Annotated in this window: 13 protein-coding genes and 1 pseudogene; 12 read left to right on the forward strand and 2 right to left on the reverse strand. The window is 73.2% G+C overall.

What is annotated here, in order from left to right:
- The first annotated feature begins 107 nt into the window (after positions 1-107).
- Positions 108-2,447, forward strand: a complete 2,340-nt coding sequence (locus ACODT5_RS20800) for a SpoIIE family protein phosphatase (RefSeq protein ID WP_422520818.1) — start codon at positions 108-110, stop codon at positions 2,445-2,447.
- A gap of 43 nt (positions 2,448-2,490) precedes the next feature.
- On the opposite strand, the gene ACODT5_RS20805 is transcribed toward ACODT5_RS20800, so the two are convergent.
- Positions 2,491-3,603 carry a glycerol dehydrogenase gene (locus ACODT5_RS20805; RefSeq protein WP_422520819.1) on the reverse strand — a complete coding sequence of 371 codons (1,113 nt, stop codon included), beginning with the start codon at positions 3,601-3,603 and terminating at the stop codon, positions 2,491-2,493.
- A 313-nt stretch (positions 3,604-3,916) separates the two neighbouring features.
- Between ACODT5_RS20805 and dhaK the strand changes: the two genes are divergently transcribed.
- The 10 genes and pseudogenes from dhaK to ACODT5_RS20855 all read left to right on the forward strand — a co-directional run bounded on the left by dhaK (position 3,917) and on the right by ACODT5_RS20855 (position 14,210).
- Positions 3,917-4,924, forward strand: a complete 1,008-nt coding sequence (dhaK, locus tag ACODT5_RS20810) for a dihydroxyacetone kinase subunit DhaK (protein ID WP_422520820.1) — start codon at positions 3,917-3,919, stop codon at positions 4,922-4,924.
- 139 nt (positions 4,925-5,063) lie between these two features.
- Positions 5,064-5,687: pseudogene (dhaL, locus tag ACODT5_RS20815) on the forward strand (dihydroxyacetone kinase subunit DhaL); the annotation flags it as partial.
- Between the two features lie 111 nt (positions 5,688-5,798).
- A complete protein-coding gene (locus ACODT5_RS20820; RefSeq protein WP_422524979.1) occupies positions 5,799-6,185 on the forward strand; it encodes a PTS-dependent dihydroxyacetone kinase phosphotransferase subunit DhaM in 387 nt (128 codons plus the stop codon).
- A 232-nt stretch (positions 6,186-6,417) separates the two neighbouring features.
- Positions 6,418-7,368 (forward strand): STM4015 family protein, encoded by a 951-nt coding sequence (locus ACODT5_RS20825; RefSeq protein WP_422520821.1) that lies wholly within the window; start codon positions 6,418-6,420, stop codon positions 7,366-7,368.
- On the forward strand, positions 7,365-8,507 hold the full coding sequence (locus ACODT5_RS20830) for an STM4014 family protein (RefSeq protein ID WP_422520822.1): 1,143 nt from the start codon (positions 7,365-7,367) through the stop codon (positions 8,505-8,507). The genes ACODT5_RS20825 and ACODT5_RS20830 overlap by 4 nt, the downstream gene beginning before the upstream one ends.
- Before the next feature lies 1 nt (position 8,508).
- Positions 8,509-9,327, forward strand: a complete 819-nt coding sequence (locus ACODT5_RS20835; protein WP_422524980.1) for an STM4013/SEN3800 family hydrolase — start codon at positions 8,509-8,511, stop codon at positions 9,325-9,327.
- A gap of 8 nt (positions 9,328-9,335) precedes the next feature.
- Entirely contained in the window at positions 9,336-10,664 is a 1,329-nt protein-coding gene (locus tag ACODT5_RS20840; RefSeq protein WP_422520823.1) for an STM4012 family radical SAM protein, read from the forward strand.
- A gap of 89 nt (positions 10,665-10,753) precedes the next feature.
- Positions 10,754-11,599 carry an STM4011 family radical SAM protein gene (locus ACODT5_RS20845; protein WP_422520824.1) on the forward strand — a complete coding sequence of 282 codons (846 nt, stop codon included), beginning with the start codon at positions 10,754-10,756 and terminating at the stop codon, positions 11,597-11,599.
- A gap of 285 nt (positions 11,600-11,884) precedes the next feature.
- Positions 11,885-13,315 carry an APC family permease gene (locus ACODT5_RS20850; RefSeq protein WP_422520825.1) on the forward strand — a complete coding sequence of 477 codons (1,431 nt, stop codon included), beginning with the start codon at positions 11,885-11,887 and terminating at the stop codon, positions 13,313-13,315.
- Positions 13,316-13,673: 358 nt separating this feature from the next.
- Entirely contained in the window at positions 13,674-14,210 is a 537-nt protein-coding gene (locus ACODT5_RS20855) for a rhodanese-like domain-containing protein (protein ID WP_422520826.1), read from the forward strand.
- 167 nt (positions 14,211-14,377) lie between these two features.
- On the opposite strand, the gene ACODT5_RS20860 is transcribed toward ACODT5_RS20855, so the two are convergent.
- A complete protein-coding gene (locus ACODT5_RS20860) occupies positions 14,378-15,658 on the reverse strand; it encodes an RNA-guided endonuclease InsQ/TnpB family protein (RefSeq protein WP_422520827.1) in 1,281 nt (426 codons plus the stop codon).
- Between the two features lie 152 nt (positions 15,659-15,810).
- Between ACODT5_RS20860 and ACODT5_RS20865 the strand changes: the two genes are divergently transcribed.
- Positions 15,811-16,599: an ABC transporter permease gene (locus tag ACODT5_RS20865; RefSeq protein ID WP_422524981.1), complete on the forward strand. Its 789-nt coding sequence runs from the start codon at positions 15,811-15,813 to the stop codon at positions 16,597-16,599.
- The last annotated feature ends 43 nt before the right edge of the window (positions 16,600-16,642 follow it).

The raw sequence follows: 16,642 nt of genomic DNA on the forward strand, positions 1-16,642 counted from the left end.
ACGGAATTCCGAATGGCGCCGCCGCGCGTCCGATAATCGAAACCAGTGGTGGGCGGGGAGGGGCCGCGGGGTATGCGGAAGCACCGGCCCGAGCGCATTCTGGAGGGGTGACGGCGAGACCGGACACCGGCGGCCCCGCCAACGACGCCACGGCCCAGGCGCTCGCGCGGGCCGCTCTCGATGCCATGGGGGCCGCCGGCGGGTACGCGGGCGGGATCTACCTGCGCTCCGGCACCGAGGGGCTCATGCTGATGGCGGCCGTGACGGGGCTCCCGGGCCCGCTGTTCCGCCCCTGGTGGCGGATGCACGTGAACCGCCCGTACCCCGTCGCCGAGGCCCACCGGTCCGGTCAGGCCGTGCACCTGCCCGACGCGGAATCGGCGATGCGGCGCTTCCCCCAGCTGATGGCCGGGCTGCCGTTCCCCTTCGGCTCGCTCTACGAGCCCGTGGCCCGCGGCCGCGAGCGCTACGGCGTCCTCTTCGTGCTGCGCCCCGCGACCCCCGGGATCCCGGTCGGGCCCGGCGACCGGAAGCGGCTGCGCGCGGTGGCGGCCCGGCTGGCCGGGGAGCTGGCCGCGCTGGCCGCGGGCGGGGCCACGGTGACCTGGGAGGGCGACCCGGTGTGCCTGCCCGGTCCGGGCGCCGCGGACAACCCCGCCGCGGACAGCCCCGCCGCCGGCGCCCGCGCCGCCGTGGACCGGCTGGACCTGGCCGTCCTGGCCGTGGACCGGCAGGGCGTGATCGGCTTCACCAACTCCCTCGCCCGCACCGCCGCCACGACCCTGCTCGGCTCCGACGGGGCGGAACTCACCGGGCGGATGCTGTGGGAGGCCCTGCCCTGGCTCGGGAACCCCGCCTACGAGGACCACTTCCGGGCGGTGTTCCTCGCCCCCGCTCCGGTGCACTTCCAAGCCGCCCGCGGGCGCGGACCCGAACCCTCCCCGCACTGGCTGTCGGTGGGCCTGCATCCCGGGGTCGACGGGATCACCGTCACCATCGCCGGGGCCGAACCCCCCGCCTACGCACCCGAGTCGGTGGCGCGGCCCGGCGCGGGGCTCGGGTCCCCGGGCCTGGGTTCGCCCGCCGACCGGGCTTCGGCCCTGTACCGGCCCGTGGCGCTGGCGATCGCGCTGACCGAGGCGGTGACGGCCCGCCAGGTGTCCATGGTGGTCACCGACGAGCTGCTCCCGGCCTTCGGCGGACGGCAGTTGGCGATCTACCTGCTCGGCGAGGGGCATCTGCACCTGGCGTGGGAGACCGGTTTCCCCCAGGGGTTCCTCGACCGGTTCGACGGGGTCGCGCTGGACGTCCGGCTGCCCGGGGTGGAATGCCTCACCTCGGGCCGCCCGCTGTTCTTCGAGTCGATGCAGCACCTGGCCGCCGCCTACCCGGGGATCGAGCTGGACGCCCATGTCGGCGCCCGGGCGTTCCTCCCCCTGATCGCCTCGGGCCGCCCGGTCGGCTCGTGCATCCTCGGCTTCGACTCCCCGCGGGGGTTCAGTCCGGAGGAGCGTACGGTGCTCACGGCGCTGGCCGGGCTGATCGCGCAGGCGCTGGAGCGGGCCCGGCGCTACGACAGCGAGTCGGCGCTGGCCCGCGGCCTCCAGGCGGCGCTGCTCCCGCACCGGCTGCCGGTCCGCGAGAATGTGGCCACGGTGGCGCGGTACCTGCCCGGCACCGCCGGGATGGACGTCGGCGGCGACTGGTACGACGTCATCGAGACGGGCGGCGGGCGGCTCGCGCTGGTCATCGGCGACGTCCAGGGCCACGGGGTGGCGGCCGCGGCCACGATGGGCCAACTACGCAGCGCCGTACGAGCTTTCACGCTTGGCGGCAATACGCCGGAGCAGGTGATGCGCGGTACGAACGAGCTGCTCATCGACCTCGACCCGGGTCAGTTCGCCAGCTGTTGCTACGTCCTGCTCGACCCGGGGTCCGGACTCGCCCTCGCGGTCCGGGCAGGGCACCCCCAGCCGCTGCTGCGGCATCCGGGCGGCCGGACGGAGGTGCTGGACCTGGCGGGCGGGATGGTGCTCGGTGTCGACGCCGGGGCCGGATATCCGGTGACCCGGCTGCGGATCGAGCCGGGGGCGGTGCTCGCCCTGTACACGGACGGGCTGGTGGAGATCCCGGGCACGGACATCGACGTGGGGGTGGAGCGGCTGCGGGCCGCGCTGGCGGCCGCCGGTCCCGCTCCGCTGACGGAGACGGCGGACCGGCTGGTCGCCGAGGCGGGGCACTCCACCGACCGGCCGGACGACATCGCCCTGCTGCTGGCGTCCCGCACGTCCGCCCCGGAGGTGGCCGCCCGGGAGGCGTCCACCCCGGACCGTGCGGACGCGGACCGCGCGGACCCCGATTGCCCGGACCCGGCCCGGGCCGCCCCCGACGGGGCCCGCGGCGCGGGGGACGGCCCGCGCGCGGAGCCCCGTAGGACGGCCCCGTAGGGCGCGGGCGGCCCGTGAGCCGCCCGCGCCCCGTCTGCCGCCGCTACCGCCTGGCGTAGGCGCGGGCGTACGAGTCGCCCGCGATCAGGGCATCGGCGACCATCTCCGGGGTCACCGGGAAGGGCATGTTGTGCGTGGTCTCGCCCTCCGCGGTGGCGGCGCGCCCGATGGCGAGGAGCTCCTCGCGGTCCGGGTCGCCGAGGCCGATCTCGGCGAGGGTGGTGGGCAGGCCGACGGCGCGGCTGAAGCGCAGGTAGGTGTCCAGCTCGTCGGTCGGGGCGCCTTCCAGGACCAGCTGGGCCAGGGTGCCGATGTTGACCTTCTCGCCGTGCATCATGCCGTGCACCTTGTGCGAGACGGTCAGCCCGTTGTGGATGCCGTGCGCGGCGGCGAGGCCGCAGGACTCGAAACCGAGGCCGGAGAGCAGCGTGTTGGCCTCGGTCACCTTCTCCAGGGCCGGGGTGACCACGTGCGCCTCGGCGGCGAGCCGGGCCTGGGGGCCGTACTCCATGAGGGTCTCCCAACAAAGCCGGGCGAGCGCGAGGGAGGCCTCGGTGGCGAGTCCGCCGGCCATGGCGACCCGGTTGGCGGCGACGCAGACCCGGGCCTCGTACCAGGTGGCGAGCGCGTCGCCCATGCCGGAGACGATGAAGCGGCTCGGCGCACCCGCGACGAGCGCGGTGTCGACGAGGACCAGGTTGGGGTTGCGCTGGAAGAAGGAGTAGCGCTCGAAGGCTCCGCCCTCGGTGTAGATCACGGCGAGCGCGCTGGTCGGCGCGTCGGTGGAGGCCACCGTGGGCGCGGACACGACGGCGATGTCGCCGAGCGCGTGGCCCACGGCCTTCGCGGTGTCGATGGCCGTGCCGCCGCCGATGCCGATGATGACGTCCGCGCCGGCGGCCTTGGCTGCCGCGGCGACCCGGTCGATCTCCTTCTGGGTGCAGAGCCCGCCGAAGACCTCCTTGGTCAGCTTGACCCCGGCCTCGGAAAGGGAAGCGGTGACGGCCGTGTCCACGAACCCCCAGACGCCCTTGTCCGCGAGGACCACGGCGTTCGTCCCGAGGCGGGCCGTGTGCTCGCCCAGGTCGTTCATCGCCCCGGCGCCCTGCACGTACTTGGGCGGGCTGATCATCATGCGCGTACCGACGGTCTTCACGCGAATCCTCCTCATTGCGAATTCATTTCCGCTTGCTTATTCATCCCTATCACGAATTTCGGCCGCGCCCCGGATATGCACGGTCCCCTTGCGAACGGGCCCTTCCGCGGCCGGATCCGGGACCAAAGACCCGAGCTGTGCCACAGGTTCGCCAGAGTAAAGTTCCAGCCAAGTGCCCCGGGAGCGGTGGCGGATCGGCGACGGTGCCGACTTAATGCCGTCCCGCAATTCCTCTTTCCGCTCCGGACCTGCGTGACGAGTTCCCCGTTCCCCGTTCCGTGTTCCGCGTTCCGCTTTCAAGGAAGAGGCCCCCGTGAAGAAGCTCATCAATTCCCCCGAAAGTGTCGTCTCCGACGCACTGCGCGGAATGGCCGCCGCTCACCCGGGGCTCCGCGTCGAGGCGGAGAAGGGCATCGTCACGCGGGCCGCCGGTGCGGCCGGGGAGCCGGCCGGGAAGGTCGCGCTGCTGTCGGGCGGCGGCAGCGGGCACGAGCCGCTGCACGCCGGGTTCGTCGGGCGCGGCATGCTGGCGGCGGCCGTGGCCGGACCGGTGTTCACCTCCCCAGTTCCGGACAACATCGCCGCGGCCACCTGCGCGGTCGACGCGGGCGCCGGCGTCCTGCACATCGTCAAGAACTACACGGGCGACATCCTCAACTTCACGATGGCCGCGGAGGATTGCGAGGACGAGGGCGTCGAGGTCGAGCAGGTCGTCGTGGACGACGACGTGGCCGTCGCCCGCACGGAGCACGGACCGGGCCGCCGCGGCACCGGCGCCACCCTGTTCGTGGAGAAGATCGCGGGCGCGCTCGCCGAGGAGGGCGCCCCGCTCGCCGAGGTCGCGGCGGTCGCCCGCAAGGTCAACGCGAACGCGCGCAGCTACGGCGTCGCCCTGACCTCCTGCACCACCCCCGCCAAGGGCAGCCCCAATTTCACGCTCGGCGAGGACGAGATCGAGCTGGGCATCGGCATCCACGGCGAGCCCGGCCGCGAGCGCCGGAAGATCATGACGGCCGCCGAGACCGCCGAGGCGATGCTCGACGCCATCCTCGATGACCTCCCGGAGGCGGCCGGCGCCCCCGTCATCCTCCTCGTCAACGGCCTGGGCGGGACCCCGCCCGTGGAGCTGTACATCATGCGCGCGGAGGTCGAGCGGGTGCTCGTCGAGCGCGGGATCACCGTGGCCCGCTCCCTGGTCGGCAATTACGTCACCAGCCTGGACATGGCCGGCTGCACCCTCACCCTGTGCCGCGCCGACGAGGAACTGCTGCGCCTGTGGGACGCGCCGGTGGACACCCCGTCCCTGCGCTGGGGCTGCTGACCCCGCTCGCTGTGCCCCTCTCGCCCGACACTCTCCAGGAGCCCCCTCCATGACCGCCACGCCCGTCAGCCCGACAACCTCCACGACCGCCACGACCTCCACGACCCCGACCGCCCAGGCTCCCGCGCCGGACTCCCCGATGGACACCGCCTACTTCCGCCGCTGGATCGCCGAGACCAACCGGCTCGTACGGCGGGACAGCGCGCGCCTCACCGAGCTGGACGCGGTCATCGGCGACGGGGACCACGGGGCCAATCTCGTACGGGGCTTCGGCGCCGTCGGCGCGGCCGTGGCCCAGCAGCGGCCCGCCACCCCGGGGGCGCTGCTGACGCTGGCCGGCACCACGCTGACGAACACGGTCGGCGGCGCTTCCGGCCCGCTGTTCGGCACCGCGCTGCGCCGCACGGGCAAGGTGCTCGGCGACACCGGGGCACCGACCGTGGCGGAGCTCGGGGCCGCGCTCGGGGCCGGGCTGAAGTCCGTGCAGAAGCTGGGCGGCGCCGAGCTCGGCGACGCCACGCTGGTGGACGCCCTGGCTCCCGCGGTGACGGCGCTGGCCGAAGCCGCCGACGCCGACCGGCCGCTGCGCGAGGCCCTGGACGAGGCCGTACGGGCGGCCCGCGCGGGCGCCGACGCCACCGAGCCGCTCGAAGCCCGCAAGGGCCGGGCCAGTTACCTCGGCGAGCGCAGCGTCGGCCACCAGGACGCCGGGGCCAACTCCGTGGCCCTGCTCATGGAGGCGCTGCGCACCGCGGTGGACGCACCCGAGGCGGAACTCGCCCCCGAGGAGCCGGCCGCCGCCGAGGCTCCGGTGCAGGAGCAGGAGCAGGCGCAGGCGCAGGCGCCGAAGACCCGTACCGGCCGCGTCGGCATCGTGCTCGTCTCGCACAGCAAGGCGGTCGCGGAGTCCGTGGCCGCGCTGGCCGGCGCGCTGATCGGCTCGGTGGAGCCGGCTCCGCTGGCGGTGGCGGGCGGCACCCCCGACGGCGGGATCGGCACCAGCGCGGAGCTGATCACGGCCGCCGCCCGGTCGGTGGACGAGGGGCAGGGCGTGGCCGTGCTGTGCGACATGGGCAGTGCGGTGCTGACGGTGAACGCCCTGCTCGGCGAGGAGCCCTCGCAACTGCCCGAAGGGGCACGGATCGTGGACGCGCCGTTCCTGGAGGGCGCCGTGGCCATCACGCTGACCTCGGCGATCGGCGGCGACCTCGACGCCGTACTGGCCGCGGCGGAGGACGCGCGCGGCTACCGCAAGCGCTGACCGGACGCCCGGCACCGGACACCGGAAGCCGGTGGGCGGCCCTCCCTCGGGAGCGCCGCCCACCGGCTTTCACCGCGTGGGGACGGCCGGCCGCGGCCCTGGCGCCCACCGGGGCCGCCGGTGTCGGTGGGGCTTGGTAGAACTGGTGTCGCACGACACGAACGAGACGCAGCACACGCAGGACACGCACGGCCGGGCACCACCACCCGCCATACCGTCAGGAGCTGGGCGCATGACCATCGGGACCCACCTGAGCGAGCTCGGCGGCCTGCCCGCCTTCGACTTCCCGGGGCTCAAGGACACCCGCGCGCTGCCCGAGCCCGGGGACGTGGCCTGGCGGATCTCGGTGGAGACGTACGACGCCGAGGAGGAGTGGGCACAGGCCTTCGGCCGGTTCACCGAGTCCGTGGACACCCGGCAGGTGCGGGCCCTGATCGTGGGCGGCTGGTCCGAGGCGTACGAGGCCTCCAGCGCCGGGATCGTCGAGGCGCTGGTCGAAGCCGCTCCGAAGTTCCCCGCTTTGCGGGCGCTGTTCGTCGGCGACATCACGTTCGAGGAGTGCGAGATCTCCTGGATCCAGCAATCGGACGTGGGTCCGCTGCTGCCGGCGTACCCCGCGCTCGAGGAGTTCGGAGTGCGCGGCGGCGACGGGCTGGTCTTCCCGCCCGTGAAGCACGGGGCGCTGCGCGTACTGCGCCTGGAGGCCGGCGGGCTCCCGAAGGAGGTGGTGGCCGGGGTCGCGCGGAGCGAGTTCCCCGCCCTCACCGAGCTCGACCTCTGGCTGGGCACCCCCAATTACGGCGGGGATGCCGAAGTCGGCGACCTGGAGCCGTTCCTGAGCGGAGCCCGGCTGCCCGCCCTGCGCCGGCTCGCGCTGCGCAACAGCGAGATCCAGGACGCGGTGGCGGCGGCGCTCGCCACCGCTCCGGTCGTGGAGCGGCTGGAGGTGCTCGACCTCTCCATGGGCGTCCTGACCGACGAAGGCGCCGAGGCTCTGCTCGCGGGGCGCCCCCTCACCCATCTCACCAAGCTCGACCTGCACCACCACTACGTCGGCGAACCGCTTCGGAAGCGGCTGAGCGCTGCGCTCGCCCCCCACGGCGTGGAGGTGGATCTGAGCGACCCCCAGACCGCGGACGTCGATGACAACGCCAAGTACCGCTACGTCGCGGTCGCGGAGTGACGCGTACTGCTCCCGCGGCCTTCGCCGTGGTGGGCAATCCGGGCAACCGCCGGGTCGCCCTCTTCCAGGACGCGGTGCGCGCCGCAGGACTGCCCGACGCCCGGGTGGTTCCGTGGCGGGACGTGCTGACCGGCCGGGCCGTCTTCCGGGCGGGCGAGCGCGTGCGCATCGACTCCCCCGGCGAGGACGCCGAGGTGGATCGGCTGCTGCGCGGAACCGCCGACGCCACGCGCGTCGAGGGCACCGGACGCTGGTACCGGCGGTTCACCGAGGCGGTGCACGGGGTGGCGCAGGGGGTGCGGTCGGCCGGCGGCACGCTGACGAGCGACCCCGACGACCTCGGGGTGCTGTTCGACAAGCGGCTCTGCCACGGGGTGCTGGCGGCCGCCGGGGTTCCCGTACCGGCCTCCCCGACCTCGGGCCCGGACGCCGTCCGTACCCCGGTGCAGGGCTGGGAGGAGGTCCGGGCGGTGCTCGCGCTCCCCGGCCACCGCCGGGCGTTCGTGAAGCTCGCGCACGGCTCCTCGGCCTCCGGGGTGCTCGCGGTGGAGACGGGCGCGGGCGGCCGGATCCGCGCCACCACCTCCGTGGAGCGGGCCCCGTCGGGGGCCCTGCACAACGCGCTGCGCCTGCGGCGGTACGAGGACGAGCGGGTGATCGGCGCCATCGTCGACGCCCTGGCCCCCGACGGCCTGCACATCGAGCGGTGGCTGCCGAAGGCTTCCCAGCAGGGACGCTCCGCCGATCTCCGGGTGGTCGTCGTCGCCGGCCGGGCCACCCACGCCGTGGTCCGCACCGCCGCCGGTCCGCTCACGAACCTGCACCTCGGCGGTGCCCGCGGCGATCTCGACGCGGCCGTGGCCGCCGTGGCGGCGGCGGGCGGCCGTTGGGAGACGGACGCGCTCGCCGTGTGCGAGCGGGCCGCGGCCTCCTTCCCGCGCACCCTGTGCGTCGGGGTCGATCTGCTGCCCGCCCTCGGCTGGCGGAGCTTCGCCGTGGGCGAGGTCAACGCCTTCGGGGACCTGCTGCCCCGGCTGACGGGACTGCCCGGCTCGCCCGCCGAGGGCCAGGACACCTATGCGGCCCAAGTGGCCGCCGTACGACAGGAACAGCATGCACACGCCCCCGTCCGCCCCTGACATGAACGAGGTCGTCGGCCGTGACGACCTGCTGCTCGTCACCCTCGACACGCTGCGCCACGATGTGGCCGAGCGGCTGGCCGCCCAGGGGCGGATCCCGAACCTGGCCGCGCACCTGCCCGGCGGGGCGTGGGAGCGGCGGCACGCGCCGGGGAGTTTCACCTACGCCTCCCACCAGGCCATGTTCGCGGGCTTCCTGCCCACCCCCGACGGGCCGGGCCCGCACCCGCGGCTGTTCGCCGCGCGGTTCCCGGGCAGTGAGACCACCGCCGGGCGCACCTGGGTGTTCGACACTCCGGACCTGGTGTCGGGGCTGGCCGGGGCGGGCTACCGGACCGTGTGCGTGGGTGGCGTCGGCTTCTTCAACAAGGCGGCCGCGCTGGGCTCCGTACTGCCCGGGATGTTCCAGGAGTCGCACTGGGAACCGGAGTTCGGGGTGGCGTCGCCGACCTCCTTCGAGGCCCAGGTGTCCCGCGCCGAGCGGGTCGTGTCCCAACTGCCGCACGACCGGCGGCTGTTCCTCTTCCTGAACGTGTCGGCGATGCACCAGCCCAACTGGTTCCACTCCCCCGGGGCGGCCGCGGCGGACGGCGACTCCTGGGAGACGCACGCGGCCGCGCTGGAGTACGTCGACCGGCACATCGGGCGGCTCTTCGACGCGATGCGGTCGCGGCGCCGCTGTTTCGCGATCGTCTGCTCCGACCACGGGACCACGTACGGGGACGACGGGTACACCGGGCACCGGCTCGCCCACGAGGCGGTCTGGACGGTCCCGTACGCACAGTTCCACCTGAACCACGAGGAGCCCGGCCCCCGATGAATCTTTTGATGAACTCATCGACTCCGTACGAGAGTTACGTCTACGCCTACCCGCACAAGACGGCGTACCGCGCGCTGCCCGAGCCCGCCGAGCTGAGCCGGGAGTGGGCACGGCAGCCCAAGGACGCCCTTTCCCTCTACCTCCACATTCCCTTCTGCGAGGTGCGCTGCGGGTTCTGCAACCTCTTCACCCGGATCGGTGCGCCGGAGGGGCTGACCACGGCCTATCTCGACGCGCTGGAGCGGCAGGCGACGGCGGTCCGCCGCGCGTTGGGCGACGAGGAGCCCGTGCGGTTCGCTGCGGCAGCCTTCGGCGGCGGGACGCCGACCTTCCTGACGGCGTCCGAGCTGGAGCGGCTCTGCGACATCGCGGAGAAGAGTGCGGGCGCCGATCTGCGTGCGGTGCCGCTGTCCGTGGAGGCCTCGCCGTCCACGGCGACGGCGGACCGGCTCACCGTGCTGGCCGACCGGGGTACGACCCGGCTGAGCCTGGGCGTACAGAGCTTCGTGCCCGCCGAGGCGCGTTCCGCCGTGCGTCCGCAGAAGCGGGCGGACGTGGAGGCGGCGCTGGCCCGGGTCCGGGACGCGGCGATTCCGGTCCTGAACATCGACCTGATCTACGGCATCGACGGGCAGACGGAGGAGAGCTGGCGCCACTCGCTGGACGCGGCCCTCGCCTGGCGCCCGGAGGAGCTCTACCTCTACCCGCTGTACGTGCGCCCCCTGACGGGCCTGGGGCGCAGGCCGGGCGAGTCCACGACCCACGGGTGGGACGAGCAGCGGCTGCGGCTGTACCGGGCCGGTCGGGACCACCTGCTGGCCGCCGGGTACGAGCAGGTGTCGATGCGGATGTTCCGCCGGGCGGACGCGCCCGCGGAGGGCGCAGAGGACCATGCGTGCCAGACCGACGGCATGATCGGCCTCGGCTGCGGAGCCCGCTCCTACACGGCCGGGCTGCACTACTCCTTCGACTACGCGGTCGGCATGAGCGAGATCCGCGGCATCATCGACGACTACGTGAGCCGCCCGGAGGAGGACTTCGCGCGGGCCGGGCACGGCCGCCGGATCGACGCGGAGGAGGCCCGGCGCCGCCACCTGCTGCAGTCCCTGCTCCAGGCGCGCGGGATGCCGGTGAGCGAGTACCGGGGGCGCTTCGGGAGCGGTCCGTGGGAGGACTTCCCGGCGGAGCTGGCGGCCTTCGCGGAGCGCGGCTGGCTCGTGGACGACCCGGAGCTGCTGCGGCTGACCCCGGAGGGGCTGGCGCACTCGGACGCGGCGGGCCCGGCGCTGTTCTCGGCGGACGTACGGGCCGCGATGGCCGCGTACGAGGGCAAGTGACGGGGCCGCGGATGACGGGGACGGGGACGCAGGTGACGAGGACGGGGACGCAGGTGACGGGGACGCGGGCGCGGGCCGAGGAGTCCCCGATGGACCTGACGGTGCTCTACCGGGGCCCGCTGTCCTCCTGCGACTACGACTGCCCCTACTGCCCGTTCGCCAAGCGGCGGGACAGCCGCGAGCTGCTGACCGCCGACCGGGCCGCCCTGGAGCGGTTCACCGGCTGGGCCGCCGGGAACACCGGCGACCGGCTGTCCGTCCTGTTCACCCCGTGGGGCGAGGGCCTGGTCCGCTCCTGGTACCGGCGCGCCCTGGTGGAGCTGTCGCACCTGCCGCAGGTGCGCCGGGTCGCGATCCAGACCAACCTGAGCGGCCGCACCGGGTGGACCGCCGAGGCCGACCGGGACACGCTCGCGCTGTGGTGCACGTACCACCCGGGCCAGACCCCGTACGACCGCTTCCTGGGCAAGTGCCGGGAACTGGCCGACGCCGGGGTGCGGTTCAGCGTGGGCGTGGTCGGCCTGCCGGAACACCTCGCGGAGGCCCGCCGGCTGCGCGCCGCGCTGCCGCCCGGGGTGTACCTGTGGGTCAACGCGGCGGAGGGGCACTCCTACACCGACCCGGAGGCGGCCGACTGGACGGCCCTGGACCCGCTCTTCCCGTTCAGCCGCCACCCGCACCGCTCGGCGGGCCTGCCCTGCCGCACGGGCGCCTCGGTGATCTCGGTGGACGGCGCCGGCACGGTCCGCCGCTGCCACTTCGTCAAGGCGGAGCTGGGCAACCTCTACGACGGCTCCTACCGGGCCGCCCTGCGCCCGCGCGCCTGCCCGCTCGCGGTCTGCGACTGCCACATCGGCTACGTCCACCTGGAGACGCTCCCGCTCTACGACGTCTTCGCGGGCGGCGTCCTGGAGCGGATCCCCGCCCTCCCGTGACACGGGAGGGCGGCGGGTGGGCAAAGCGGAGGGAAATTTACCCGCGGTCACATGCGGTTATCGCACACGGTGATCGCGCAGCGTTTACACGGCGTTCATGACGCGCAGGGCCGCCGGCCCGCCTCCGGACGACGAAATCCGCAGGTAAACAGGCCTTGACCTGCGGATCTCGCGGATATTCCATTCGGCCCGGGAGCCACCGAACCAGACGTGCCCACCACCGCCCCGGAGGCGATACCGCTCCCGCGCTCACTCACCGCATCTGCCGATCGGAACACCGCACCGATGTCTGACACGATCAGCGCCCCTCAGGCCCTCTCCCCCGCCACCGGTCCCGTGCCCCAGAAGCTCAAGCGTTCCATCGGCGTAGTCGGCGGAACCCTGCTCACGCTCTCGTGCGTGACGCCGGCCTCGACCCTCTTCGTCGTGGTCCCGGACCTCTTCTCCAGCCTCGGCACCTGGACCGCGCTCACCATCGCCATCGGCTCCCTGCTCTGCATCGGGGTCGCGTTCTGCTACTCGGAGCTGGGCACCCTCATCCCCAGCGCCGGCGGCGAGTACGCGATGGTGTCCACCCTGTCCGGCCGGCTCGCCGGCTGGCTGGTCTTCGTCCTGTCCCTGCTCGTCGTGATGATCGTGCCGCCCGTGATCGCCATGGGCACCGCCGACTACCTCGCCCCCGTCATCGACGTACCGGCCCCGGCCGCGGGCGCCGCCGTGATGCTGCTCGCCACCCTCGCCGGTCTCCTCGACCTGCGGGCCAACGCCTGGATCACCGGCGTATTCCTCGTCCTGGAGGTCGTGGCGGCCGGGCTCGTCGCCGTACTCGGCTTCGCCCACAGCGAGCGGGGCGTCGGCGCCCTCGTGCACGGCACCGTGGCGGCCGAAGGCGGCGGCACCTCCACCGTCACCGCGATGATGGTCGTCTCCGGGCTCGCCATCGCGCTCTTCGTCACCCAGGGCTTCTCGACGGCCGTCTACCTGTCGGAGGAGCTGGAGAACCCGCGCCGCAACGTCCCGCGGACCGTGCTGGCCACCCTCGCCATCTCCGCCGCCGTCATCCTGGTCCCGGTCATCGCCATCACCATGGGCGCCCCCGACCTGGAGGCCCTGACCTCCGGCGACCTCGGCACCATGGTGACCGCCTGGTCCAACTCGGCCGTCGGCACCTTCGTCAGCCTCTGCGTGGCCCTCGCCATCGTCAACGCGGGCATCGTCATGGTCATCCAGAACTCCCGGGTGCTGTTCGCCTCCGCCCGGGACAAGGCCTGGCCCGCGCCGGTCAACTCCGCGCTCTCGCGCCTCGGCCGGTTCGGCTCCCCGTGGGTGGCCACCCTGCTCGTCGGCATCCCCGGCGCGGCGATGTGCTTCGTCAACCTGGACACCCTCTACGGGGTCACCGGCGTCTCGGTGACGGGCATGTACCTGCTGGTCGCCGTGGCCGCGCTGTCCAGCCGCCGCGGGGCGCACCGCGAGAGCGCCGCCTGGCGGATGCCGCTGTGGCCCGCCGTCCCGGTCGTGCTGATCCTGGTGTTCGCGTACATCCTCACCCAGCAGGAGACCCAGTACCTGCTGTGGACCGGCGGGATCACCGCCGTCGCCACGCTGTACTGGGCGCTGTACCTGCGCCCGCGCCAGGACACCCGCTGGCTGGTCAGCATCCCGGTGGACGAGGACGACCCGGAGTCGGCAGCGGCTCCGGCCGCCTCGGTGTAGCGGTCGAACGGTAGCGGTGCGGGGCCACGGGGTCGTATCCCGTGGCCCCGCACCCATGTGACCGGGCTCTTCTGCGGGTCTCCCGACTCCGCGCGGCCGGCCGCCGTCCCGAATGGTGGAACGGATGTCTTGCCCGCTCCGCTCCTTCGTCTATGCTCCGCGCCATGGCCGTCACCCAGCGCCTCCTGTCGCGCTCCTATTGTCCCCGCTGACGCCTGCCCGCTCCGAACCGCCCGCCCCGCGCCGCGCCGATGATCCCGTCGCCCCGGCGCGCGCCCGCGGTCCCGCCGCATCCCCGGTACGCCGCGCATCCGCAGCCGGTCCGCCGGTCCCCGCCTCCCGAAGGAGCCCGTCCGCCATGAGCAGCAGCCCCGCCCTCCTCGACGTCAGCCAGGCCCACGCCCGTCACACCGAGTTCCGGATCGTCGATGTCCGTACCCCGGGCGAGTACGCCTCCGGCCACCTGCCCGGCGCGCTGAACATCCCGCTCGACCGGATCGGCCGCTCCCTGCCCGAGCTGCGCCAGGCCGCCGGGGACCAGGAGCTGCTGCTGGTGTGCGCCTCGGGGACCCGCTCGGAGAACGCGGCCCGGACCCTGGCCGGGCACGGCATCCGGGCCACCAGCCTGACCGGCGGCACCACCTCCTGGTCGGCGCACGGGCACCCGCTCAGCTACCCGGCACAGGGGCCCCGCCGGGTCTGGGCCATGGAGCGCCAGGTCCGGTTCAGCGCGGGCTCGCTCGTCCTGCTCGGTCTGCTCCTCGGCCTGCTGGTCCACCCGGCCTTCGAACTGCTCAGTGCCGGGATCGCGGCCGGGCTGGTCTTCTCCGCCCTCACCAACACGTGCGGCATGGCCGTGGTGCTCGGCAAGCTGCCCTTCAACCGCGGCCGGTAGCCTCCCCCAGCCCCTCAACCGCCCGGCATCCGGGACGATTTCGTCCACCATCCGGACTCGCTTGTCGATACCCACCCGGCCACCCGACAGCATGCACCTCGTGGCCCCGTACTCGTATCGCGTCGTCACTTGAAGTGCTCTTCCGGCTGATGCCGGAAGATTCCTACTTACCTTGCGGTAGCGGGCTTGACGCGCTTGGCGCGCCTGACGACTGCCCTCCCGGCAGCCGGGACGAGCGCGAGGCCCATCCAGTACAGATGCAAGACGTTCCGGGCCGCGTTGTGATCGGCGTTGCCCGACCAGCCGCAGTCCGCGTTCTTGCACACGAACACGGCCTGCGACTCCCGGCTCCCGGGCGTGGTCAAGTCACACTCGGAGCAGCGTTGAGAGGTGCCGGGGGCGGGGACCTTGTGCAGCGCACCTCCGTGCCTGGCGGTCTTGTACGCCAGCATGGCGACCGTCCGGCCCCATGCCTCGCCGCTGATCGACCGGCTCAGTCCGGATTTCTGGGCGACGTTCCTGCCCGGCTCGTCAACGCTTCCCCTGGCCGACTTGACCATGTTCACGATCGTAAGTGCTTCGACGACGACCGTGCCGTACTTGCGGGCGATGCCGGTGGTCGTCTGATGCTGCCAGTCCCGGGCCCGGCGCTTGGCTTTCGCGCGGAGTCCAGCGATCTGGTCGTAGGTATGGTGTAGCCGGCCGCTGGTACCCTCGCCGGGCCTGCGGTGCGCCCTGCGTCGAGCGGCGCACTGCTCCAGACGCAAGAGCTTCGCCTGTTCCTCGCTGGTCAACCACTCGCCATGCTCGTAGATACCACCGTCGGAGAGGGCAATGGGGATCGTGACGCCGAGGTCGATTCCGACGTCCGGCCCCAAGTGGACGACGGGCTTGGCCTCCAGGGCCTGGACGCGGAAGGCGACGTGCCAGCCCAGCGTGTCCTTGATCAGCCGGGCCCCAGTGATCCGGTTCTCCCCATCGGCGTGCTTGCCGACGGGCAGGTCCTTGGTCCACCGGAATCGGACCCGGCCCAGCTTGGGAATGCTGGCCATGCCCCAGCGGCGGTGCACACGGACGACGTTCAGATCGCGACCCTGCGGGACGTCCACGGACATCACAGTGCGGATGCGGACCTTGAAATTCGGGGCCTCGGCACGGCCGTCCCAACAGTTCTTCCACGCCTGAAAGTACTCCTTCAACACCGCTTGCGCTGCCTGCGCGGGAAGGCCGGCAAGGAAGGGCATGTCCCTGCGGGCCTGGCGAATGGCGTCATCCGCTCGCCCAAGAGTCCGCTCTTCCTTCGGCATCATCTGCCACCAGGCGTGCAGCAGGTTCCACATGGTACGGGCCGCATGCGCCTGGCCGTCAGCCTTGACCACCTCGGTGCGCGACAGAGCGAGCCGGGCACGGTGCCCGAACCGCCCTTTAACCATGGTGTCTTGACTCACGATCGGGAACTTGGCAGGGGTTCAGAGCACTCCGCTCGAACCTCGCGCCCATGCACGGATCGGACACCAAATTGTCCACCATCTCCACAGTCACTTGGCTTCCGTCACCACCAACTGACGGAAGGCGCTCAACGACGTCACGCTGACCACGGATCCGGGAGGCGCTGCGCTGGAGCGCGCTGCGTCTCCTCGCCCTGGCCGTACTGCTCGCCGCCTGGCAGGCGGCGGTGGCGGCCGAGCTGTGGCCGAGGGTGCTGGTGCCCTCGCCCGGCGAGGTGTGGCGGCAGTTCCTGCTCGCTTCCACCACGCACGACGGCGTCCGCGGGTACGGCGGCCACCTGCTGGTCGAACACCTCGGGGTGAGCCTGGGCCGCATCGGCACCGGCTCCGCCTACGCGGTGCCGGCCGGGGTGCCCCTGGGGCTGCTGATCGGCACCGTCCGGCCGCTCGCGGTGGTGCTGGAGCCGGCCGTGACCTTCCTGCGCACCCTGCCGCCGCTCGCGTACCTCTCGCTGCTCGTCATCTGGTTCGGCATCGACGAGGCCCCGAAGATCTGGCTGCTGGTGATCGCCGCACTGCCGCCGATCGCCGCGGCCACGGCGGCGGCCGTCCGGACCGTGCCGGACGAACTCGTCGAAGCCGCACGGGCTTTGGGTTCCGGTCCGGCATCCCTGCTGCTGTCGGTACGGCTGCCCTCCGCACTGCCGGAGATCCTCACCGGCATCCGGATCGCCGTCGGGGTCGCGTACACCTCCGTCGTGGCGGCGGAGACCATCAACGGCGTGCCCGGCATCGGCGGCATGATCCGCGACGCCCAGCGCTACAACCAGACGGCGCTGGTCATCGCCGGCATCCTCGCCATCGGACTGTCCGGGATCGTGCTCGACGCCCTGCTCCGGGGGATCGAACGGTTCGCCGTCCCCTGGCGCGGCCACGGCTGACGCCCGCCCCTCCCACCCTTCTTCCCCAACACCCTTTCTCACC

The organism is Streptomyces tatrensis (genome assembly GCF_049310065.1).
GTDB lineage: Bacteria > Actinomycetota > Actinomycetes > Streptomycetales > Streptomycetaceae > Streptomyces.

Bases quoted from the DNA above. Each gene is read 5' to 3' on its own strand.
- ACODT5_RS20825 (WP_422520821.1), top strand. From the start codon at position 6,418: ATGACCATCGGGACCCACCTGAGCGAGCTCGGCGGCCTGCCCGCCTTC.
- ACODT5_RS20835 (WP_422524980.1), top strand. From the start codon at position 8,509: ATGAACGAGGTCGTCGGCCGTGACGACCTGCTGCTCGTCACCCTCGAC.
- ACODT5_RS20840 (WP_422520823.1), top strand. From the start codon at position 9,336: ATGAACTCATCGACTCCGTACGAGAGTTACGTCTACGCCTACCCGCAC.
- ACODT5_RS20845 (WP_422520824.1), top strand. From the start codon at position 10,754: ATGGACCTGACGGTGCTCTACCGGGGCCCGCTGTCCTCCTGCGACTAC.
- ACODT5_RS20850 (WP_422520825.1), top strand. From the start codon at position 11,885: ATGTCTGACACGATCAGCGCCCCTCAGGCCCTCTCCCCCGCCACCGGT.
- ACODT5_RS20855 (WP_422520826.1), top strand. From the start codon at position 13,674: ATGAGCAGCAGCCCCGCCCTCCTCGACGTCAGCCAGGCCCACGCCCGT.